18 protein-coding genes are annotated in these 21,341 nt (G+C 44.5%); 12 read left to right on the forward strand and 6 right to left on the reverse strand.

The window, feature by feature from the left end:
- The 6 genes from A5886_RS01615 (at nucleotide 1) to ftsY (ending at nucleotide 9,307) form a co-directional block, all read left to right on the forward strand.
- Nucleotides 1–918, forward strand: a complete 918-nt coding sequence (locus tag A5886_RS01615; protein ID WP_086273322.1) for an ABC transporter permease — start codon at nucleotides 1–3, stop codon at nucleotides 916–918.
- Nucleotides 919–935: 17 nt separating this feature from the next.
- The gene (locus tag A5886_RS01620; RefSeq protein ID WP_086273323.1) at nucleotides 936–2,720 is read left to right on the forward strand and encodes an oligopeptide ABC transporter substrate-binding protein; all 1,785 of its coding nucleotides are present in this window, start codon (nucleotides 936–938) and stop codon (nucleotides 2,718–2,720) included.
- Nucleotides 2,721–2,906: 186 nt separating this feature from the next.
- Nucleotides 2,907–3,599: a ribonuclease III gene (gene rnc, locus A5886_RS01625; protein WP_086273324.1), complete on the forward strand. Its 693-nt coding sequence runs from the start codon at nucleotides 2,907–2,909 to the stop codon at nucleotides 3,597–3,599.
- Between the two features lie 15 nt (nucleotides 3,600–3,614).
- Nucleotides 3,615–7,193, forward strand: coding sequence for a chromosome segregation protein SMC (smc, locus tag A5886_RS01630; protein ID WP_086273325.1), 3,579 nt, complete (start codon nucleotides 3,615–3,617; stop codon nucleotides 7,191–7,193).
- A gap of 13 nt (nucleotides 7,194–7,206) precedes the next feature.
- A complete protein-coding gene (locus tag A5886_RS01635) occupies nucleotides 7,207–8,025 on the forward strand; it encodes a Cof-type HAD-IIB family hydrolase (RefSeq protein ID WP_086273326.1) in 819 nt (272 codons plus the stop codon).
- Between the two features lies 1 nt (nucleotide 8,026).
- A complete protein-coding gene (ftsY, locus tag A5886_RS01640; protein WP_086273327.1) occupies nucleotides 8,027–9,307 on the forward strand; it encodes a signal recognition particle-docking protein FtsY in 1,281 nt (426 codons plus the stop codon).
- 219 nt (nucleotides 9,308–9,526) lie between these two features.
- Here the strand turns inward: ftsY and A5886_RS01645 are convergent, their stop codons facing one another.
- Nucleotides 9,527–9,895 carry a BlaI/MecI/CopY family transcriptional regulator gene (locus A5886_RS01645; protein ID WP_086273328.1) on the reverse strand — a complete coding sequence of 123 codons (369 nt, stop codon included), beginning with the start codon at nucleotides 9,893–9,895 and terminating at the stop codon, nucleotides 9,527–9,529.
- A gap of 348 nt (nucleotides 9,896–10,243) precedes the next feature.
- Between A5886_RS01645 and gshAB the strand changes: the two genes are divergently transcribed.
- Complete coding sequence (gshAB, locus tag A5886_RS01650) at nucleotides 10,244–12,514, forward strand: bifunctional glutamate--cysteine ligase GshA/glutathione synthetase GshB (protein WP_086273329.1); 2,271 nt, start codon at nucleotides 10,244–10,246, stop codon at nucleotides 12,512–12,514.
- Between the two features lie 95 nt (nucleotides 12,515–12,609).
- On the opposite strand, the gene A5886_RS01655 is transcribed toward gshAB, so the two are convergent.
- Both A5886_RS01655 and A5886_RS01660 read right to left on the reverse strand, forming a co-directional pair.
- Entirely contained in the window at nucleotides 12,610–13,026 is a 417-nt protein-coding gene (locus A5886_RS01655; protein ID WP_086273330.1) for a hypothetical protein, read from the reverse strand.
- An 11-nt stretch (nucleotides 13,027–13,037) separates the two neighbouring features.
- On the reverse strand, nucleotides 13,038–13,481 hold the full coding sequence (locus A5886_RS01660) for a YueI family protein (protein ID WP_086273331.1): 444 nt from the start codon (nucleotides 13,479–13,481) through the stop codon (nucleotides 13,038–13,040).
- A 106-nt stretch (nucleotides 13,482–13,587) separates the two neighbouring features.
- Between A5886_RS01660 and A5886_RS01665 the strand changes: the two genes are divergently transcribed.
- From A5886_RS01665 to A5886_RS01685, 5 genes are read left to right on the forward strand one after another with little or no spacing between them, the layout of a single operon-like run.
- Nucleotides 13,588–14,157, forward strand: a complete 570-nt coding sequence (locus A5886_RS01665) for a GNAT family N-acetyltransferase (RefSeq protein WP_086273332.1) — start codon at nucleotides 13,588–13,590, stop codon at nucleotides 14,155–14,157.
- 12 nt (nucleotides 14,158–14,169) lie between these two features.
- Nucleotides 14,170–14,553, forward strand: a complete 384-nt coding sequence (locus A5886_RS01670) for an iron-sulfur cluster biosynthesis family protein (RefSeq protein ID WP_086273333.1) — start codon at nucleotides 14,170–14,172, stop codon at nucleotides 14,551–14,553.
- Complete coding sequence (locus tag A5886_RS01675; RefSeq protein ID WP_086273334.1) at nucleotides 14,541–15,434, forward strand: metallophosphoesterase; 894 nt, start codon at nucleotides 14,541–14,543, stop codon at nucleotides 15,432–15,434. The genes A5886_RS01670 and A5886_RS01675 overlap by 13 nt, the downstream gene beginning before the upstream one ends.
- A gap of 19 nt (nucleotides 15,435–15,453) precedes the next feature.
- A complete protein-coding gene (locus A5886_RS01680; RefSeq protein WP_086273335.1) occupies nucleotides 15,454–15,675 on the forward strand; it encodes a DUF2829 domain-containing protein in 222 nt (73 codons plus the stop codon).
- Nucleotides 15,672–16,421, forward strand: a complete 750-nt coding sequence (locus A5886_RS01685; RefSeq protein WP_086273336.1) for a 3-oxoacyl-ACP reductase — start codon at nucleotides 15,672–15,674, stop codon at nucleotides 16,419–16,421. The genes A5886_RS01680 and A5886_RS01685 overlap by 4 nt, the downstream gene beginning before the upstream one ends.
- 131 nt (nucleotides 16,422–16,552) lie before the next feature.
- Here A5886_RS01685 and A5886_RS01690 read toward each other — a convergent pair whose 3' ends face one another.
- From A5886_RS01690 to acnA, 3 genes are all read right to left on the reverse strand, one after another.
- The gene (locus A5886_RS01690) at nucleotides 16,553–17,092 is read right to left on the reverse strand and encodes a biotin transporter BioY (RefSeq protein ID WP_086273337.1); all 540 of its coding nucleotides are present in this window, start codon (nucleotides 17,090–17,092) and stop codon (nucleotides 16,553–16,555) included.
- Nucleotides 17,093–17,249: 157 nt separating this feature from the next.
- Entirely contained in the window at nucleotides 17,250–18,491 is a 1,242-nt protein-coding gene (gene icd / locus A5886_RS01695; RefSeq protein ID WP_086273338.1) for an NADP-dependent isocitrate dehydrogenase, read from the reverse strand.
- Nucleotides 18,484–21,180 (reverse strand): aconitate hydratase AcnA, encoded by a 2,697-nt coding sequence (gene acnA, locus A5886_RS01700; protein WP_086273339.1) that lies wholly within the window; start codon nucleotides 21,178–21,180, stop codon nucleotides 18,484–18,486. Before acnA ends, icd begins: the two co-directional genes overlap by 8 nt.
- Between the last annotated feature and the right edge of the window lie 161 nt (nucleotides 21,181–21,341).

The following is a 21,341-nucleotide window of genomic DNA, read 5'->3' on the forward strand; positions in this document are numbered from 1 at the left end:
ATGTCTGAAAAGAAAGAAAAAGATTTAAAACAAGAAAGTATCCCGCCTATGGGATTAAAAATGATTTTTCGCGAATTTTTAAAAGACAAAATTGCCATTTTCTCATTGGTATTTTTAGTCGCTGTTTTACTATTCGTGTTTATTGGTTCGGCTATGATGGATCAAACCCAAGTGATGCGTGTCAGCATCCTTGATAAATATGCAGTGCCTGGCGCTGTTTCGCCAAACGGCGGCACCTACCTTTTAGGGGCGGATGAAGGTGGCCGTGATGTTTGGGGACAGTTAGTGATTGGTGCCCGTAATTCGATATTGATTGGGTTCTCCATTACGATCATTACATCGATCGTTGGGGTTGGCCTAGGGATCATTTCTGGTTACTATGGCGGAATGATCGATAATATTCTGATGCGAATCGTCGATTTCGTGATGATTTTGCCGATCATGTTGATCATTATCGTTATCGTGTCGATCGTACCTCGCTATGATGTTTGGACCTTTATATGGGTCATGAGTGCCTTTTACTGGGTCGGAAAAGCGCGGCTCTTCCGAAGTAAGACCTTGTCAGAAGGCCGTAGAGATTATGTTAGTGCGTCGAAAACCTTAGGAACCAATGACTTTGTCATTATGTTCCGCGAAATCATGCCGAACTTGAGCTCATTGATCATCACCAACTTAACAATGAACTTTGCAGCCAATATCGGTATTGAAACGACACTAACGTTCTTAGGTTTTGGTCTACCGACCAATGTACCTAGTTTAGGTACGTTGATTGGATACGCCAGCAGCGGTGATGTGCTGGTCAATAGACAATGGATTTGGTTACCCGCGTCAATTCTGATTTTGGTCTTGATGTTGAGTATAAATTACGTTGGTCAAGCATTTAAGCGTTCAGCAGATGCGCGTCAGCGGTTAGGATAATTTAAGGAGGATACAGGATGAAGAAAAATATTTTTGGTATGGTCACGCTTTTGTCAGTGTTAGCATTGGCAGCTTGTGGCAGTAATGGTGGTGGAACTGATTCATCTGACGGTAGCAATTCAGCTACTGAAACAGAAGATGTAAGCAGCTTCCCGACTTCAGTGACAAACGACGCAGACGCAGTGGACGGCGGTACATTGGACGTAGCAGTCGTAATGGATACACAGTTCCAAGGATTGTTCCAAACAGAATTCTATCAAGATGCGTATGATGCACAATTCATGTCACCAAGTAACGAAAGTCTATTCTTAACAGATGCAGATTTCAAAATCGTGGATGGCGGGGCAGCAAACTTAGAAATCGATCAAGACAATAATACAGCAACAATCACATTGCGTGATAACTTAACATGGTCTGATGGAGAAGATGTGACTGCAGACGACGTGATTTTCTCATACGAAGTCATCGGAAACAAAGACTACACAGGCGTACGTTATGACAGCAACTTTACCAATATCGTAGGAATGGAAGATTACCACGATGGCAAATCTGATACCATTTCAGGGATCACAAAAGAAAGCGACAAAGTCGTAACCATCGAATACAAACAAGTACACCCAGGTATGCTTCAAGCAGGTGGCGGTGTATGGGCTTCTGCATTACCGAAACATACCTTTGACGGCATTGCCATCAAAGATATGGAATCAAGTGATCCAGTACGTAAAACCCCAGTTGTATTTGGTCCATATGTGATGTCTAACATCGTTGCTGGTGAGTCAGTAGAGTATACACCAAATGAATACTACTACGGTGGCGCACCAAAACTAGATAAATTATCATTCAAAGCAGTACCATCTGCTTCAATCGTAGAAGGTTTGAATGCGAAACAATATGACATCGCACTATCAATGCCTACGGATACTTATCCAACATATAAAGACACAGATGGCTACCAAATCTTAGGTCGTCCAGAACAAGCGTATACCTATATCGGTTTCAAATTAGGTACATGGGATTCAGAAGCAAATAAAGTTGTAACAAATCCAGATGCTAAAATGGCTGACAAATCATTGCGTCAAGCAATGGGATATGCGTTAGACAACGACGCTGTCGGCAGCCGTTTCTACAATGGTTTGCGTACAAATGCAACAACATTGATCCCACCAGTATTTGGTACATTGCATGACACTGAAGTTGAAGGTTATACTTACAACATCGACAAAGCAAATCAATTACTTGATGACGCTGGTTACGAAGATGTGGATGGCGACGGCATGCGTGAAGACAAAGATGGCGAAAAATTAACCATCAACTTTGCTTCAATGTCAGGTGGCGAAACAGCTCAACCATTAGCTGATTATTACATCCAACAATGGAACGAAATCGGACTAGATGTACAATACACAACTGGCCGTTTGATCGACTTCCAAGCATTCTATGACAAATTAGAAAATGATGATCCTGAAATCGACGTTTACCAAGGCGCTTGGGGAACTGGTTCAGATCCATCACCTTCAGGTTTGTATGGTGCAACTGCAGCTTACAACTATACACGTTTCTCTTCAGATGAAAACACTAAATTGTTAGAAGCAATCGATTCAACAGATTCATTTGATGATACAAAACGTAAAGAAGCATTTGATGCATGGCAAGAATATGCATTTGACGAAGCATTCGTTATCCCAACACTTTACCGTAATGAAGTATTACCTATTTCTGACCGCGTGAAAGATTTTGACTGGGCATACGATGTTGACCATAACCCATGGGCAACTGTTTCTCTTACTGCAGAATCTCGTTAGTCATTGATGAAAAGACGTTCCTTTGGGAACGTCTTTTTTGCTATTTTTACTGGATTGATTGGTTATCCGTAGGGCTGCATAAATTTTTCTTACAACCAATACAAGATTTTAGACGAAACATTTCATAATTCAGCAAAAACCAGTATAATAGGGAAGTGTCAACTAAAGAATAAAGGAATGTGGCAGATGAATACACAGCTAACGAAAGAACTGAAAGAAAAGTTTGGTATCGTGTTCCATGATGTTGATTTATTAGAACAGGCGTTTACCCATTCATCTTATGTGAATGAGCACCGCAACTTACACTTGTCAGACAATGAACGGTTGGAATTCCTTGGTGATGCAGTTTTAGAACTGCTCGTTTCTCGCTATTTATATCGAGAATTACCGGATCTGCCCGAAGGCAAGTTAACGAAGCTAAGAGCTGCGATCGTCAGAGAAGACAGTTTGTCGATGTTTGCCAAAGATTGCCGCTTTGATGAATCGATTCGTTTAGGCAAAGGGGAAGAAAATTCCGGCGGACGCAAACGTCCTTCTTTGTTATGCGATCTATTTGAGGCTTTCTTAGGGGCGTTGTACTTAGACCAAGGACTTGAAAGTGTCGATGGCTTCTTGAAACAAGTTGTCTTTCCGAAAGTCAAAGCAGGTGCTTTTTCCCATGAGATGGATCACAAAACACGGTTACAAGAAGTGCTGCAAAAAGGCGGCGATGTAGCGATCAACTATCGTTTGATCAAAGAAGCTGGTCCGGCGCACGAACGGATTTTTTGGACAGAAGTCTATTGTGACGATGCTTTGATCGGAAAAGGACAAGGCAAATCAAAAAAATTATCAGAACAAGATGCAGCAGCAAATGCGCTCGCATCACTGGATCAATAAGAGAGGAATGGCGGAGTGTATTTAAAACGAATAGAGATTGCCGGCTTTAAATCCTTTGCCGACCGCACAGTCATCGATTTTGAACACCGAGTGACTGCTGTTGTCGGACCAAACGGCAGCGGCAAGAGCAACATTACCGAAGCAATTCGTTGGGTTTTAGGAGAACAATCTGCCAAAAATCTGCGGGGCGGGAAAATGCCAGATGTTATTTTCGCGGGTTCCGACTCCCGTAAGGCGCTAAATATAGCGGAAGTGACGATCGTATTAGACAATAGCGATCATTACTTGCCTTTAGATTACAATGAAATCAGTGTATCCAGACGTTTAAGAAGAACGGGCGAAAGTGACTTCTTTTTGAACAAACAATCTTGTCGTTTGAAAGATATTCAAGAATTGTTTATGGATTCTGGATTAGGAAAAGAATCATTTTCTATTATCTCTCAAGGAAAAGTAGAAGCGATATTCAGCAGCAAACCAGAAGACCGCCGTGGGATTTTCGAGGAAGCGGCTGGTGTGTTGAAATACAAACAACGCAAGAAAAAGGCGGAACAGAAATTATTTGAAACAGAGGATAATCTGAGCCGTCTGCAAGATATCATTTATGAATTGGAAGATCAGCTGCTGCCGTTATCGGCGCAAAGTGAAGCGGCCAAAAAATTCTTGGCTTTAAAAGAACAATTGACCACTATCGATGTGGCATATACGGCCATGGAGATTGCTGAGGCAAAAGCAACTTGGGAATTGGCCAAAACAGAGTTAGCAGCTTGTAATCAACGGCTTGAGCACATTGCCGCCCGCATCAATCAAGGGGAACTTTCATTACATGATCTGCGTCAACAGCGCAGCACCTTTGATGAGACCCTTGAGGAAATCAATCAAAAACTCCTGGCTGCCACAGAAGGCTTAACACAAGCAGAAGGCCAAAAAGAACTGTTGAATGAGCGCTCAAAGCATACCCAAAAAAGTACAGAAGAATACCAAGAGAATTTAGAGGAAGTCATTGAAAGAGGCAATCTTTTAAATGAGGAAAAAAGCGACTTGATTGCTGCACTTTCACAAAAGAACCGCAGCATCCAAGAAGTGGAAGCCCAAATTACAGCAGCGCGTAAAGAACAAGAGAAGTACCAACGCTCTGCCAAAGAAATCATTGAAGAGTTGCGCAGTCAGTATGTAGAGACAATGCAAGAACAGGCTACAGTTGGCAATGAATTGAAATATCTGGAGCGTCAATACCAGCAAGAAACAGCCAAAAACCAATCCGCTCTGACAAGACAAACGCAAATGAATACAACGCTGCAAGCGAAAGAAACAGAAGCCGCGCTAGTGACCGAACAGTTAACAACGGCCAAAACAACTTTAGAAGCGCAGCGCAATCAATATATTCAAGTACAAGAAAAGGCCCAACACAATCAAACACGTTTTGAAGAAGCGCAGAAAAAAATGTATGCGCTGATGAATCAAGTCCAGCAAGTCCGAGCGAAACAGCGGAGTTTGCAAGATATCCAAGAGAATTACAGCGGCTTTTATCAAGGTGTCCGGCTGGTCCTAAAAAACAAACAGCACTTGCAAGGTATCGTAGGGGCTGTAGCAGAGTTGATCGAGGTCCCGCAAGCCTACACGGTTGCAATCGAAACAGCATTGGGTGCTTCAGCACAACATGTGATCGTGGAGAACGAACGAGATGCCCGCAATGCAATTACCTATCTGAAGGACAATCGTGGCGGTCGTGCCACCTTTTTACCATTGACAACCATTAAAGCCCGTCATTTACCTGAATATGCCCGCCATCAAGCACAACAAGTCAATGGGTTTATCGGTGTTGCCAGTGAACTGGTGGATTCCCCTGAATCGATTCGGACGATCACTGACAATCTTTTAGGCAGTATCTTGATTGCTGAAGATCTGCAAAGCGCCAATGCGCTGGCTAGAGCCTTGAATTACAGTTATCGGGTCGTCTCTTTAGAAGGAGACGTCATGAATGCTGGGGGTTCCATGACAGGTGGAGCGACCAAAAAGAATGCGGGCAGCCTATTCACGCAAAGCAATGAATTACAACAGCTGACTGCACAAGCGACGCAATTAGATGAGCGGCTGCAAACCACCGAAAAACAGGTGCAGCAGTTTGAAGCGGCTGCGAAAGAAGCCCGTGCTGCTTTAGATACGTTGCGCACGCAAGGTGAGCAAGATCGGATGACAGAACACGAATTACAAAATCGCTTGGATCATCTGCAGCAAGAACTTGACCGTCTGCGAAAAGAACAGCAAGTGTTTGCCTTCGAGCATCGGGAAGTACAAGCCTTCTTTGAAGAATATGCCGAAAAGAAACAAGATTTAGAAGAACAACAGCAACGGATTGCTGCTCAATTAACCAAAATCGACCAAGACATTCGTCAAATGAATGTCGAAGAAGATTTAATTGAAGAAAAACGACAGCAAGTGGCAGAATCACTGGCGCGATTGCAAGCAGATTTTGCTGTTCAAAAAGAACAAACAGCGCACTTGCAGCAAAAAATCGCTACCAACGCACAAGCTGTTGCAGAAAATGAAGAGCGTCAAGGCGTCTTGACCCGCCAGATACAAGCACTTTCCAGCAATGTCAGTCACCATGAATTCTCCGAAGAAGCCCTTGTGCAACAAATCAAAGAATATGCAGCAGCAAAAGATTCTTTGACGGCAGAATTGACGGATATCCGTACCAAACGGCAAGCGGTCCAATTGAAAATCGGATCGTTGGATGAAGCATTGAGCAGTGCCAATCTAGAACAAAAAGAGCAGTTGTCGCAAAAAACAGCAGTTGAAATCGAAAAAAATCGTAGTGAATTGGTCATGGACAATCGTCTGTTATATCTGCAAGAAGAATACAATATGACCTATGAAAAAGCTGCGCAAGATTTCAATGCGATCACAGATGCTGTGGCAGCAAAAGAAGAAATCCAGACATTAAAAACGGCCATCGATGAGATTGGACCGGTCAACTTGAATGCCATCGAGCAATTTGAACAAGTCAATCAACGGCACCTGTTCCTGACAGGACAGCGGGATGACTTATTGACGGCCAAGGCACAGCTTTTTGATACCATGTCCGAAATGGATGAGGAAGTCAAGACGCGATTCGGCGAAGTGTTTGATGCTATCCGTTTGCAATTCAAACAAGTCTTTCCGAACATGTTCGGAGGCGGTCATGCAGAACTCGTGTTGACGGATCCAACTGATCTGTTGAATACCGGTATCGAGATCGAAGCACAACCGCCAGGCAAAAAATTGCAGAATTTAAGTCTGCTTTCTGGTGGAGAACGGGCGTTGACAGCCATTGCGCTATTGTTTTCGATTATTCAAGTACGCCCTGTGCCATTTTGTGTGCTGGATGAAGTAGAAGCAGCTTTGGATGAAGCCAATGTCTCTAGATTTGGCCATTACCTCAGCGCATTCCAAAACGATACCCAATTTATCGTTGTGACCCACCGTAAAGGCACCATGGAAGCAGCCGATGTTCTATATGGCGTGACCATGCAAGAATCCGGCGTGTCCAAAACCGTCTCAGTACGTTTAGAAGAGGTCCGAGAAGGCGGGAGTTTCGCAGCCGTGCAAGAGTAGAGGAGTAAAAACAATGATTAAATTGATTGCCATTGATCTAGATGGAACATTATTGAATAGCAAAAAAGAAGTGACGAGCCGCAACAAACAAGCATTGGCCCAAGCAAAAGCCCAAGGTGTTAAAGTCGTCATTTGTACCGGTCGTCCATTGCGGGCCATCAGACCTTATTTGGATGAACTGTCCCTTAAAGATGCAGGGGATTATAGTATCACCTTCAATGGCGGTTTAGTGCAAAAAAACGAAACTGGCGAAATCATCGAAAAAGCAGCGCTGCAGTTGGCTGATGTCCATGAATTGATTGCCGTGGCTGAAGGGTTGAACATGCCTTTAGACATCGTATCAGAAGAAATCGTCTTAACTTTGCCGACTTCGGCTGATCATTTGTCGATCTATGGTTCATTGAATCCATTACTGGATTGCCGACCATTTGCCATTGATGCATTAGATGAGACGAAGTTATATAATAAAGCTGTGATTGCTTATCACCAAGAGGTTTTGGATCCCAAAATCCCAGAGATCCCAGCGGAAGTCAGTGAAAAGTTTGAGATCATCAAAAGCCGCAACAATTTGTTGGAATTTATGCCGAAAGGGATCACCAAAGCCTATGGCATCAGTTTATTGGCCCAAGACTTAGGAATTGACCAATCTGAAGTGATGGCGATCGGCGACGAAGAAAATGATTTGCCAATGATTCGTTACGCAGGCATTGGTGTGGCGATGGAAAATGCAGTGCCAATGATCAAAGAAGCCGCCGATGTAGTCACTGATTCAAATGAAGCTGATGGCGTAGCCAAAGTGATTGAAAAATATGTCCTAACAGGAGGTGCTTGATATGGGATTTTTTGACAAAATCAAAAAAGCGTTGATTGGAGAAACGACGGAAACAACAGAAACAACAGAAACGTCAGAAACAGTAGATACCCCCGCAACGTCCGATAACGAAGGCTCTTCAACTGAACCTGTGCACAAAGCCAATGATGCCGCCGCAGATTTGTCCGATGTCGAGACTCATGCTACTGTTGTACCGACCCAAGAACCAATAGAGCCGCAAGAGCCCGCAGAGGATGGAACAACCAAACAAGCATCTATGACGCCGACAGACACAGACAGCACTACATTCGTCAAGACCCAGCCGTCTGTGCCAAGTGCTGAAGCAACTGCAACGGACACAGCAAAAGAAACTGTGCAAGACAAATACACCAAAGGGTTGAGCAAATCTCGCAAAACCTTTGGACAACGAATGAATGAATTATTTGCGAATTTCCGAACAGTAGATGAAGATTTCTTTGAAGAAGTGGAAGAGACATTGATCGGCGCTGATGTTGGGTTTGATGCAGCGATGAAAATCGCTGATGCATTAAGACAAGAAGTGAAATTGCGCAATGTCAAAAAAACTGCAGATGTGCAAAATGTGATCATTGAAAAACTAGTGGATCTATATGGAGAAGCGGGTATCGATGAAGTCAATACATTGAATATGCAACCGAATCTGACGGTGATCTTGTTTGTAGGTGTCAATGGTGTGGGTAAAACCACAAGCATCGGCAAATTGGCCCACCAATTCAAAGCAGAAGGCAAGAAAGTCTTATTGGCTGCAGCCGATACATTTCGGGCCGGTGCCATTGATCAGTTGGTCGTCTGGGGCGAACGAGCTGGCGTGGAAGTGGTACGAGGCAATGCCGGCGGTGATCCCGCTGCAGTTGTATTTGATGCGATGGAACGTGCCAAAGCCGAAGATGCAGATGTTTTGCTGGTAGATACAGCTGGCCGCTTGCAAAACAAAGTCAATTTGATGAATGAATTGGAAAAAATCAAACGAATCATTCAACGGGTCGATCCAAGTGCACCCCACGAAGTCTTGTTGGTATTGGATGCAACAACAGGCCAAAATGCCATGAACCAAGCCAAACAATTCAAAGAAACAACCGATGTCTCCGGTCTTGTCTTAACGAAGCTAGATGGTACGGCTAAAGGTGGGATCGTGTTAGCGATCCGCAACGAGTTGCGTTTGCCAGTCAAATTGGTTGGACTAGGAGAAGGAATAGATGACCTAGAACCATTTGATCCGAATGAGTTTGTTGTTGGGCTGTTTAAAGGGTTGATCAAGGACTAAAAAAGAGCCGTGTGTCGGGAAATTCCCAATACATGGCTCTCATTTGTTGCTTTAAACCAGTGACGGTTGATTGAAGAATAGCGCATCGCTACTGCAGACAACAAATTGTTTGGTGCAGCGAAGATAAAAGATGCCTTACAAGCAAGTGTATGCAGACCGAGTATTTCGGGAAGCGGTCTTTGATAGACGTGGATTGCAAGTGCGACAAGGGCCAGTCGATTACTTTGTTAGTTCTCCTTGACGGTCTTTGATCAATTTTTCTAATTCGTTCAATGTATCGATCTCTTTATTGGTCTCGATAAAGTTGGTGATCAAGTTCAGTAACGACTGTTCAGATAATTCAGCAGCAAGAAAATCTTCTTGCGTCACGTTTGGCGCATACAGGCGCGTCAAGACGGTACCGCTGTATCCGATATCGGCTACTTTCAATAAATCATGGTTTTTTAATTTGCGTACCACAGCTTGAATCGTATTCTTGCTTAGATCTTGCTGTTGGACAGCAATGTCATTTGCAGACAAAGGTTTATCTGCATTCCAGAAAATATTCATGATTTGGCGTTCGCGTTTGGTAAGGTTAAGTGGTTTCATTCACTATTCTTCCTTTCAAAAAGAGTAATATAGACATAATAATTTACTGTTATATAATCAGTATACTTTATTTTGTAGGTAAATATCAAATTTATTCAAGTATTTTATGAAATCTTGGTAATTTTGTTAACACTTAATGTAAAAAAAGAGCCGATTTTGTTCACTTCTCGCATTTTTTGTCTATAATGAAAAAGAGAAGTCTCTTATACACATCTAGATGTGTATAAGAGACAGCACTTAATGTAAAAAAAGAGCCGATTTTGTTCACTTCTCGCATTTTTTGTCTATAATGAAAAAGAGAATATGAAAAAAATAAAAAACAAGTCAGAGAATTTAGAGGGTAACCAAATGAAGATAAAAACAATGTTAAAGCAAAAAGCACTTTTTCCCTATTTATTAAAGGGACGTTATGGAATCGAACGTGAGGCGCAACGGGTCACGTTAAGCGGAGATTTCGCAGGGACCGATCATCCTGCATCATTAGGGAATCGCAGTTTTCATCCTTATATCCAAACCGATTTTGCTGAAAACCAATTGGAATTGATCACACCGGTCGCTGATTCTGTGGATGAGTTGTTTCGCTATTTGAGTGCGATCCATGATGTGGCCTATCGTTCAATGGCGCCGGAAGAAATGCTGTGGCCATTAAGCATGCCGCCAGCTTTGCCTAAAGAAGAATCGGCGATCGTGATTGCCAAACTGGATCAATTTGAGGATGTGTTATATCGCCGTTATTTGGCAAAGACTTATGGCAAACGTAAGCAAATGGTCAGTGGTATCCATTTTAATTTTGAATTTGCGGATAGTTTTATTCAGCGGTTGTATGAAGAAAGTGAGCAAGGGATCGACTATCAAGGATTCAAGACAGAGTTATACTTGAAAGTGACCCGCAATTATTTGCATTATCGTTGGTTTTTGACCTATTTCTTTGGTGCAACACCTGTTTCAGAAGCCAATTATTTCACAGATGACCAACGGCCTTCCGAACCTGTACGCAGTATCAGGAATAGCCGCTATGGCTACACCAATCATCCTGATGTGACAGTTTCTTATGCCTCGTTACAGGATTATCTTGGGGATATTGCCCATCTTGTGGAAACTGGCAAACTTTCTGAGGAGAAAGAATTTTATGCCCCTGTTCGTTTACGTGGCGGCCGTCGTGTAGCAGATCTAGCTGAAGCCGGGATCCGCTACATTGAAATGCGCAATATCGACATTGATCCGTATGCGGAATATGGTATTTCAAAAGAACAAGTAGCGTTCTTGCATTTCTTTTTGTTATTTTTAAGTACCAAAGAAGAAGGCACAGATCTAGACGATTGGGTCAAGACAGGCGATCGACTGAATGACGAAGTGGCATTAGAACATCCTTTGGCTCAAACCGCCTATCTTCAAGAAGCCAACGATTTGGTGGATGAGCTGCATCGTTTTGCCGCTGAATTACAATTGCCGGAGGTCCCTTATTTGGCCCAATTAGCCGATATGTTGGCTGATCCGGCAATGACATTTGCCGGCAAACTCTTTCAAGCAAGCCAAGCAGAAAATCAAGCTGCGGTCGCTAAAGACCTAGGGTTGGCTTACCACCACGCTGCTTGGGCCAGACCCTATCAATTAGCCGGGTTTCGCGGACTGGAATTGTCGACGCAGATTTTGATGTTTGATGCCATTCAAAAAGGAATCAAAGTAGAAGTGTTAGATGAATCAGATCAATTCTTGCGCTTGCAAGTAGGGGACCATGTAGAGTATGTCAAGAATGCCAATATGACAAGCAAGGATCAATATGTCGTGCCTTTGATCATGGCCAATAAGACAGTGACCAAGAAAGTATTGGCTGATCACGGCTTTCATGTGCCCAGCGGCGCTGAATTTGCAACGACTGCTGATGCAATCGATTATTACCCCCACATTGCCAAAAGCGGCTTTGTTGTGAAACCCAAAACTACCAATTATGGCTTGGGTATCTCTATTTTTAAAGAGGGGGCATCTTTGGCTGACTACCAAGAGGCTGTAGCGATTGCTTTTGCGGAAGATCAATCGATCCTCGTGGAATCTTTCTTGGCAGGAACGGAATACCGCTTCTTCGTCATTGATGGTCGTGTGGATGCCATCTTATTGCGGATCCCCGCCAATGTTGTCGGGAATGGACGACAAACGATTGAAGAATTGGTCAACGAAAAAAATCTGGATCCTTTGCGAGGGTCTCATCACCGGTCGCCGTTGGAATGGATCCAATTAGGCAATCTGGAACAATTGATGCTCAAAGAACAAGGCTATACGATTGCTTCGATCCCAGCAGAAGGACAAATCGTCTACTTGCGAGAAAATTCAAACATCAGTACTGGCGGTGATTCAATCGATGTCACAGATGATTTCAATGAGGATTATAAAGCCATTGCAGCAGCAGCGGTCGAAGCATTAGGGGCAGCGATTTGCGGTATTGATTTGATTATTCCTGATAAGACAAAGCCTGCTGATAGTGAAGGGGCATATGGAATCATTGAAGCCAATTTCAATCCTGCGATGCACATGCACGTCTATCCTTATAGCGGTGCTGGCCAACGCCTGACGATGTCAGTCTTACGCTTATTGTTCCCAGAAGTATTTGTTTCATCAAAATAGGAACCATGACAAAAGACCCGCTGATCTGGCAATGGTTGCTTGATCAGTGGGTCGTTTTCAGCTATTAGGCATAGAAAATTGCCTATGGTGTGAGGTTACTGAAAAGCAGCAATCTCAATTGTTTGCTTTGTTTCTTCAACAGCCAGCCCGGTTCTGTCTTCCCACCATTGTTTCATGGCTGCTTCGTAGGTCGTTGGGAACCCCTCCATGATCGTTAATAGAGGAACACCTTCTAAAGAGGCATAAGGGAAATTCAATACTAGATTGTATTTTAATTCCGAGAGCAGGCTGTAATATTGAAACATCATGAAATGCATCTCAGTCAGATCATCTAATGCCAATACTTTGGGTGCCCGATCCAACATAAAACCGAGACTGCGCATCATGAAAAGCACGCCGTCTAAATGATCGATTTCGATTGACGGCACCGTCTTCAGCAAATCGATATGACGATCCAACACGTTCAATAATTCTTGTTTCAATTCGGAAAAGGTAGGTTCAGTCGTAGACATTGTGTATCCTCCTAATGAAAAATATTGTGCCAAAATGATTTTTTTGGTGTGTCTTTGGTCTCTGCAACAGGTGCTTTCGGATATTTTTTTTCGATATCGATCTCTGCTTCATTGACCGCCTCTTTGGCTGCAATCAACAAACCAATGCTATCAGGCGCAGCATCTTGGGCATCAGAGACCACGCGAAAATCCATTTGATGTTTCGTCAGCAGTGCGAGATAAGCTGTTTGGATCGATTCGGGCAATTTGCCATTCAGCAAGACCAATTGCTGTGGATAGTTGGGCAATGCAGAAATAAGTATTTCTTGGTTGTCCTTCTTCTTCATTTCTGCTACTGTCATACTAAGATAACAACGTTCGCGAAATGTACCTAAGTATTTGCGCTGTTCATCGGGATTGATTCGAGGGGTGCCATACATCCCTGTATCAAGGCGTTTTTCTAGTTCATCAGCCATAAATAGCCTCCTCAAGCGTTTTCTTTATTACTATTATAGCACAAGTACAAATTGTGTAAGGTACAGGATTTCTGCAAACAAATCATCAAAGAAAGTAGGGAAAGGTATGGAAAACAATGAACGGCATCAGCTGTTGTTGGCCAAGCATCAAATAATCGACACCCCCCGTTTGCTGTTGCGACCAGTGACACTGGCAGATGCAACAGATATGTATGCCTATGCAAGCGATGCGGAAACGACAAAATTTGTTTTTCCGCAGCATCAATCCATCGAGGATACGATGGTCAGTATTGCCACTTACTTTATGGCTGATCCATTAGGGAAATTTGCCATTCAAGATAAGACATCCGGACAAATGATCGGTACCATTGATTTGCGGGTAGAATCGGCAAAAGAAACTGCGGAGATCGGTTATACCCTCAGCCGTATGTTTTGGGGACAAGGACTGATGCCAGAAGCCGCTATGGCATTGCTGCATCTTGGATTTGAAACACTGGACTTGGTTCGGATCTATGCGTTGCATGATGCCCGAAACCCACAGTCAGGTCGGGTCATGGAAAAGATCGGTATGAAAGTTGAAGCCACGATTCCGTCTGCTCGGCTATTACGGGGACAATTAATAGATGAAGTGATGCGGGGCATGACCAAAGAAGAATGGACCAAGCGTGTGATGTAAGGGAGTGAACCTATGGAGATCTTGATAGCACAACAGGCTGGTGAAAAAATCAAGGCGGTGATGCAAGCAACGGATCGCTTGTATTTTGCAGGAGAAGAAGGTTGGGATCCTTTTCCAGCGACAACGACGGCATCGGTGGATGTGGATCTGCGCTTGATCGTTGCACCGGACACTTATCCGTTATCCGACAAGTCACCTTATACAGTCAAGTGTCAGACGTCGATTGGTGTAGTCTGGACAACGGATGAAATGAATCAGACTTATTCGAAGACCATTCAGTTAACACTTGCTGAACAAGGCAGACTGCAGCTGAAAACAGCGGGTCAAGCAACGAAAGACGTGCAATTACTGCGAATCGAACAGCACACAGCGAGGGGTGCTTCATGGGGAAATTAGCCATTATCAGTGACCTGCACGTGGACATCAATCATTTATCAGATGTGCATCTACAACAAATCACCGAATATTTAACACAGCAGCAAGTCCATCATTTGCATCTGGCTGGGGACATCGCCAACAAAAAAGAACGAGCTATGGCTGTCATTCACTTTTTTCAAGCGCAAGGGTTATCAGTGACCTTTCACTGGGGCAACCATGAGATGGTCGATTTGACAGAGGAGGAAATCGAGGCCTTTACTGATCCAGCCTTTCTTAATTTCCGCCTATATCCCCTCTCTGACACGCAGCTGTTATTAGGCGTGAATGGCTGGTATGATTATCAATATTCAGATATAACGAGTGAAAAAGAGATTCTGCGATTGAAACGGCTATTTTGGTATGATCGGATGATCCAGCGGCAGGGTACTGATCCTGCCATCAGCCAGGCCATTAACCAGCGGTTGCAAGGCGTGTTAGCAACGATCCCAGCAGACAAGCAAGTGATCTTGTCGACACATTTTGTGCCGCAGCCGGATTTTATCCTTCATCATACAGGAAAATATGCCCGCTGGAATCATTTGAACGCTTTTTTGGGCTCACCGAATTTCGGGCAGGTAATCGCTGAATATCCCCAAGTGAAGCATGTCGTTTTTGGACACACGCATCGTCGGTTTGCGCCCAAACTGATTGCAGGGACTTTGTATCATTGTCGCCCTTTCGGTTATTATTATGAATGGGGGATGACGCGACGTTTCGTGCAAGAAGAGCAGTTGGCGGATGCGTATCAGCCAACAAAAATCAGAGGCTTGCTGCGCCAACATGATGCCGCATTTGCGGCGTATAAGCAAGCCCACTTGATTGAAGAACTGCAGCAAGGTATCACGTTGATTGACTATTAAATAGAAAGAAGGAAAGAAAATGACATTTGAAGAAATTTTACCAAAACTAAAAGCTGGTGCGAAAATTATTCGCGCAGGTTGGGGCGGCTATGAATTATATGTGACGTTGGTTGCTGATGAAGTGTATGATGGCAGCCCTGTGACCCCTTATTTTTTGATCAAGACTGCGGATGAAGGTTTCTCAAGTTTCGCACCCACTGTTTGCGACATTTTGGCTAATGACTGGAAGATTGTTGAATGACGGACACATGGGTCACTGAGGACACCCGCGTGTTTGTGACTGGGGCTGCTTCAGGCATTGGTCTTGCACAAGCGCAGTTATTTCTTCAGCACGGGGCGCGGGTGTTTGGTGTCGATGTCCAACCTTTTCCAACGGCTCTGATGAATGCGCCGCTTTTTTGCGGTTACAAGGGGGATGTGTCACAAGACACGGATTGTACGGCAGCAGTGTCAGCTTGTGAAGAGCAATTTGGCGGCATTGACATTTTGTTGAATACCGCTGGCAAACTAGACAGCTATCAAACGATTTTAGAGACAGATACTACACAGTGGCTGGATATCATCAACACCAATCTTTCTAGTATGTTCTATCTGACCAAAGCAATTTTACCGGGAATGCTTGCTGCCGAAAAAGGGACGATCATCAACATGGCATCGATTGCCGGCATGGTTGCTGGTGGAGGCGGGATTGCCTATACGGCGACGAAACATGCCATTGTCGGCTTTACTAAACAATTGGCATTGGATCATGCAGGGCAAGGTATCTCAGTCAAAGCCATTGCACCGGGAGCTATCAAAACACCGATGAACCAAGCCGACTTTGACAGCGATGGGGCCATGGCGCGATGGGTAGCAGAAGAGACGCCTGTCAAACGCTGGGCATTACCCGAAGAAGTCGCTGCATTGACACTCTTTCTTGCCAGCCCGCAAGCAAGCTATCTGCAAGGGGCCATTGTACCGATCGATGGTGGTTGGACGTTGAAGTAACGAGCGAAGAAAAGCGTGCAGAGGAACTGACAAGGTGACACTGCCTGAAGAAAATACATGTTTGAGCGAACACAAATAAATAACCAAAAAGTACGACTGCAGTGCCGTGCTTTTTGGTTATTTGACATGGGTTAGTTCAAAGCCAATCTGCGTCCTAACCGTTTGCGTAAGAAAATCCCCAATACTGCCGCTGCTACGGCTTTGATGATGCCTGGCAGAATGAACAAGACAAAGCCGCCATTAAAAGCCGCTGACCAAGTCATTCCAGCACTCCATTTCAACCACAATGTACCAAAAGCCAAAGTAGCCAACGCACCCGCGATGTTTGCGATGATTCCCCACCAATAGTTTGTTGGTTTGTAGGACATCATAGCGCCTGTAAGCAACCCATTAAAAATAAACCCAACGAGATAACCGCCAGTAGGTCCAAGTAAAATTCCGATACCACTGGTGAATCCCGCAAATACAGGCAAGCCAATCAAACCTAACAATAAATAGATGATAATAGCCATTGTACCCGTACGCATACCTAGAAAAGTAACAGCCAAACCAACGGCAAATGTTTGTCCTGTGAGGGGAATCAAACCCAAAGGAATCGTCAATTGTGAGAGCCCGGCAATAATAATGGCAAAAAGTGCTGCTTGGATTTGTTCTCGTAGTGTTAATTTCATGGTATCCCTCTTCTTTCGTTAACCTTTTTTTGTTTAATTTGGTTAACGAAATTATATAGCAGGGTGAACGAAAAGTAAAGCCTCTTTTTTTATATTTTGTAGTTGAAAAAGAGCCTTGATCACGGAATAGTCATGCGTCGTGGTCAAGGCTTGTTTATTAATCTAAGATTGAGTCCGTTAACCATTGACCAAATGCTTGTGTAGATAAGCAGGTAGCCTCAGGAAGCAAATCAGCAAAGTCAGCCGTTACTTGTTGCGCAGTCAGTGCTGCTTCGATGGCGCCTGTGATCAAATCAGCTGCTTCTTGCCAACCTAAGTATTCCAAGAGCATTCCGGCTGATAAGAGCATAGAACAAGGATTGGCTTTGCCTAGACCTGCGATGTCTGGCGCTGTTCCGTGAGTGGCTTCGAAAATCGCTGCGCCTGTGCTGTAATTGATATTTGCACCAGGGGCAATGCCGATACCGCCGACTTGTGCCGCTAAGGCATCTGAGATGTAGTCGCCGTTTAAATTACAAGTGGCGATGACATCGTATTTTTCAGGATAAAGCAAGATTTGCTGCAAAAAGTTATCTGCAATCACATCATTGATGATCAGTTTGCCAGCCGTCTTGGCTTTTGTTAAGGCCGCTTGGGCAGCTGCTTCACCAGCCGATTGCTGCAAACGTGCATACTGATTCATGGTAAAGCATTGATCTGCATACGCACTTTCTGCCAACTGATAGCCCCAATTCTTGAAGCCCCCTTCAGTAAACTTCATGATGTTGCCTTTATGCACCAGTGTTACGGTTTGTCGGCCTTGGGCCAAAGCATAATCGATGGCTGCTTTGACCAAGCGTTGGCTACCTGAGATAGAGATCGGTTTGATCCCTAAAGCAGTATCTTCCGGAAAGCGGATGTTGTGCACTTGAAATTGATTGGCCAATAGCTCGACCAATGTTTTTGTCTGCGGATCATCTACCGCAAACTCGATGCCAGCATAAACATCTTCCGTGTTTTCTCGAAAAATAACCATATCGGTTTTTTCAGGTGCTTTTAAAGGGGAGGGTACCCCTGAGAAGTAACGAACAGGGCGCACACAAGCATATAAATCTAGTGTTTGTCTTAATGTCACGTTCAGGGAGCGAAACCCTTCGCCGATCGGTGTCGTTAATGGTCCCTTCAAAGCCAGTTTGTGGGTCTTGATGGCCTCAATCGTTGCTTCGGGCAACCACGTACCTGCTTGTGTATAGGCCGCTTCGCCGGCAAGAACTTCAACCCAGTCAATCCGCTTTGATTGACCGTACGCTTTGGTGATAGCGGCGTCAATCACCGGTCTCGCCGCTTGCCAAATTTCTGGCCCGATCCCATCCCCTGCGATGTAAGGGATAGTGGTTGTTGTGTGTGGTTGATTAGACATGTAGAGCTCCTCCTGTTTCAGCGATTTTTTTGCGGATCACCATAGGTAGGATACCTTGGTTCTTCCAGTAGCGGATATCTGCTGGGGCATCAAAGCGCAAACGGGTTGGGAAGGTTAGCGCTGTGCCGTCACTGCGTTTGGCAGTAACCTCAATGCGTTGCCCCACTTGTGGTTCTTCGGGCAAAGCCACAAAGAAGGATTCACTTCCATCCAAGCCAAGTGAGGCGGCAGTTTGCCCAGATACATATTCCAGTGGAATCACGCCCATCATCACCAAATTGCTGCGATGGATTCGCTCGAAGCTTTCTGCTAATACTACTTTGATCCCCAAAAGTTGTGTGCCTTTTGCGGCCCAGTCTCTCGATGAACCCATGCCGTAGTCTTTGCCGGCAAGGATAATACAACTGTCTCCGGCTTCTTGGTACTGCATGGAGGCATCGAAGATCGATAAGGTTTCCCCAGTTGGGAAATAGTGAGTGACGCTGCCTGTGCTGCCAGGAACCAGCTGATTTTGCAAGCGAATATTGCCGAATGTGCCCCGCATCATAATATGATGATTGCCCCGTCTGGAACCAAATGAGTTGAATTCTCGATAAGCAACCCCGCGGTCTGTCAAAAATTTTCCAGCAGAAGAATCAAGACCAATGCTGCCAGCAGGTGAAATATGATCAGTTGTGACTGAATCACCTAGTTTAGCCAATACTTTCAAGTCATTGAGTGCCCCTTGCTGAGGTAATTCTTTGCTCAAAGTGTGGAAGTAGGGCGGGTGTGCAATATACGTCGATTCTTCTTGCCAGTCATAGACAGCGCTGGCTGTAGTATCAATCGCATTCCAACGTTCATTTGCATCGAACAAATGGGCATAAGCAGCCCTGAAGGCTTCTGGTCCCACATATGTTTGGACATAGGCATTGACTTCTTCATTTGTCGGCCAAATATCCGCTAGATAAACGGGGGCGCCATCAACGATTGCTAAAGGTTCCGTCGTCAAGTCTTTACGAATCGTACCGGCGATGGCATAAGCGACAACTAAAGGTGGCGAAGCCAAGTAGTTGGCTTTGATCTGGGGATGGATCCGTCCCTCAAAGTTACGGTTGCCGGACAAAACAGATGCAACCAGTAAGTTTTCTGCCTCGATGGCTTCAGCAACCGGTGTTTCCAACGGTCCAGAATTGCCGATACAAGTTGTACAACCATACCCAACCAAGTAGAAGCCGAGCTTCTCCAGGTAAGGCATCAGGCCACTATTTTGCAAATAGGTCGTAACAATCTGTGAACCGGGCGCCAATGAGGTTTTGACATATTTCGGGACCACTAAACCTTTTTCTACGGCGTTTTTGGCTAAAAGTCCCGCGGATAACATGACAAAAGGATTGCTGGTATTGGTGCAGCTGGTAATCGCCGCCAACACCAGATCACCAGTCGTTAAGCGTTCCGTTGTATCTGGCCAGAGAACCAGAGCTTCTTTATCCCATTCATCAGCTGTTAAGCCAAATCCTTTCGGTCCAACTGCAGCTGTTACAGAGTCGTCAAAATCGGTACCGACTGCTGGCAGTAAGATGCGATCTTGCGGTCTTTTTGGTCCTGCAAGGGCAGGTTGGATCTCCGCCAAGTCAATGGTGATTACTTTGCTGTATTCAGGAGACTGCTGCGCATCATAAAACAGATGATTGGCCTTTGCATAGGCTTCGACCAATGTGATCAATGCCGCAGGGCGTCCAGTAGTTGCTAGATAATTTAGTGTTTCCTGATCAATTGGGCAAAAGCCGCAAGTGGCACCATATTCAGGCGCCATATTGGCCAACGTGGCCCGATCAGCAAGGGACAATTGACTATAACCAGGGCCGAAATACTCAACGAATTTACCGACAACTTTTTCCAAACGCAAGACTTCTGTCACTTTTAGTGCCAAGTCAGTCGCAGTTGTGCCAGCCGGCATCTCATGAACAAAGCGCACGCCGATCACTTCGGGTGTCGGAAAGAAAGAAGGTTCCCCCAAAATAGCGGCTTCGGCTTCGATACCGCCCACACCCCATCCTAGGACACCCAAACCATTGATCATGGTCGTGTGAGAATCGGTTCCTTGGAGCGTATCGGGAAAAAGATAGATATCCTCACCAATTTGCTTCTGTAAAATCACATCTGAAAGAGACTCAATATTTACTTGATGAATGATGCCTGTTTCTGGCGGTACGACTTCAAAATTAGCAAAAGATTGTTGCGCCCACTTCAAGAACTGATAGCGCTCTTGATTGCGTTCAAATTCTCGTTCCGTATTGAAGGCCACTGCTTGCGGGGTACCTGCGCAATCGACTTGGACGGAGTGGTCGACAACCAACGTCACGGGGATTTCTGGATTGATGGCTGCTGCATCGCCGCCTAAAGACACGATGGCATCTCTCATTGCTGCCAAATCAACCACAGCTGGTACGCCAGTAAAATCTTGCAATACGACCCGTTCAGGCTTGAAAGGCACTACGCCTTCAGGTGCAACAGGGGACCAATTGGCTAGATAAGGCAAATACGCCTCGGTAATTTCATCGTCTTGATGACGTGCGACACTTTCAAGTAATACCCGGATGGTGTACGGCAAGCGGTGAAGGTCAGCTGAAAATTGCGCAGCGAGTTTCACGAGGTCAATGTACGTGTATTCAGATTGATTGACCGTAATTTTTGTTTGCCACTTCATAGAGATCCTCCTTATAACGAAATATAGATACTTATTAGGAATAATTATACGATGATAATTTAAAAAATCAATTAAAATTATGAAAAATATTTCATTTTCAAATCATCGTGCTATAATGTGTAAAAGTTTGGAAAATAGCATGCACAATAATGTGAGCTTGA

The sequence above is a fragment of the Candidatus Enterococcus testudinis genome, from assembly GCF_002140915.1.
Classification (GTDB): domain Bacteria; phylum Bacillota; class Bacilli; order Lactobacillales; family Enterococcaceae; genus Enterococcus_D; species Enterococcus_D testudinis.

Coding starts and splice junctions, on each gene's coding strand:
- A5886_RS01615 (WP_086273322.1), top strand. CDS start 1: ATGTCTGAAAAGAAAGAAAAAGATTTAAAACAAGAAAGTATCCCGCCT.
- A5886_RS01620 (WP_086273323.1), top strand. CDS start 936: ATGAAGAAAAATATTTTTGGTATGGTCACGCTTTTGTCAGTGTTAGCA.
- rnc (WP_086273324.1), top strand. CDS start 2,907: ATGAATACACAGCTAACGAAAGAACTGAAAGAAAAGTTTGGTATCGTG.
- A5886_RS01635 (WP_086273326.1), top strand. CDS start 7,207: ATGATTAAATTGATTGCCATTGATCTAGATGGAACATTATTGAATAGC.
- ftsY (WP_086273327.1), top strand. CDS start 8,027: ATGGGATTTTTTGACAAAATCAAAAAAGCGTTGATTGGAGAAACGACG.
- A5886_RS01645 (WP_086273328.1), bottom strand. CDS start 9,895: ATGAAACCACTTAACCTTACCAAACGCGAACGCCAAATCATGAATATT.
- gshAB (WP_086273329.1), top strand. CDS start 10,244: ATGAAGATAAAAACAATGTTAAAGCAAAAAGCACTTTTTCCCTATTTA.
- A5886_RS01655 (WP_086273330.1), bottom strand. CDS start 13,026: ATGTCTACGACTGAACCTACCTTTTCCGAATTGAAACAAGAATTATTG.
- A5886_RS01660 (WP_086273331.1), bottom strand. CDS start 13,481: ATGGCTGATGAACTAGAAAAACGCCTTGATACAGGGATGTATGGCACC.
- A5886_RS01665 (WP_086273332.1), top strand. CDS start 13,588: ATGGAAAACAATGAACGGCATCAGCTGTTGTTGGCCAAGCATCAAATA.
- A5886_RS01670 (WP_086273333.1), top strand. CDS start 14,170: ATGGAGATCTTGATAGCACAACAGGCTGGTGAAAAAATCAAGGCGGTG.
- A5886_RS01675 (WP_086273334.1), top strand. CDS start 14,541: ATGGGGAAATTAGCCATTATCAGTGACCTGCACGTGGACATCAATCAT.
- A5886_RS01680 (WP_086273335.1), top strand. CDS start 15,454: ATGACATTTGAAGAAATTTTACCAAAACTAAAAGCTGGTGCGAAAATT.
- A5886_RS01685 (WP_086273336.1), top strand. CDS start 15,672: ATGACGGACACATGGGTCACTGAGGACACCCGCGTGTTTGTGACTGGG.
- A5886_RS01690 (WP_086273337.1), bottom strand. CDS start 17,092: ATGAAATTAACACTACGAGAACAAATCCAAGCAGCACTTTTTGCCATT.
- icd (WP_086273338.1), bottom strand. CDS start 18,491: ATGTCTAATCAACCACACACAACAACCACTATCCCTTACATCGCAGGG.
- acnA (WP_086273339.1), bottom strand. CDS start 21,180: ATGAAGTGGCAAACAAAAATTACGGTCAATCAATCTGAATACACGTAC.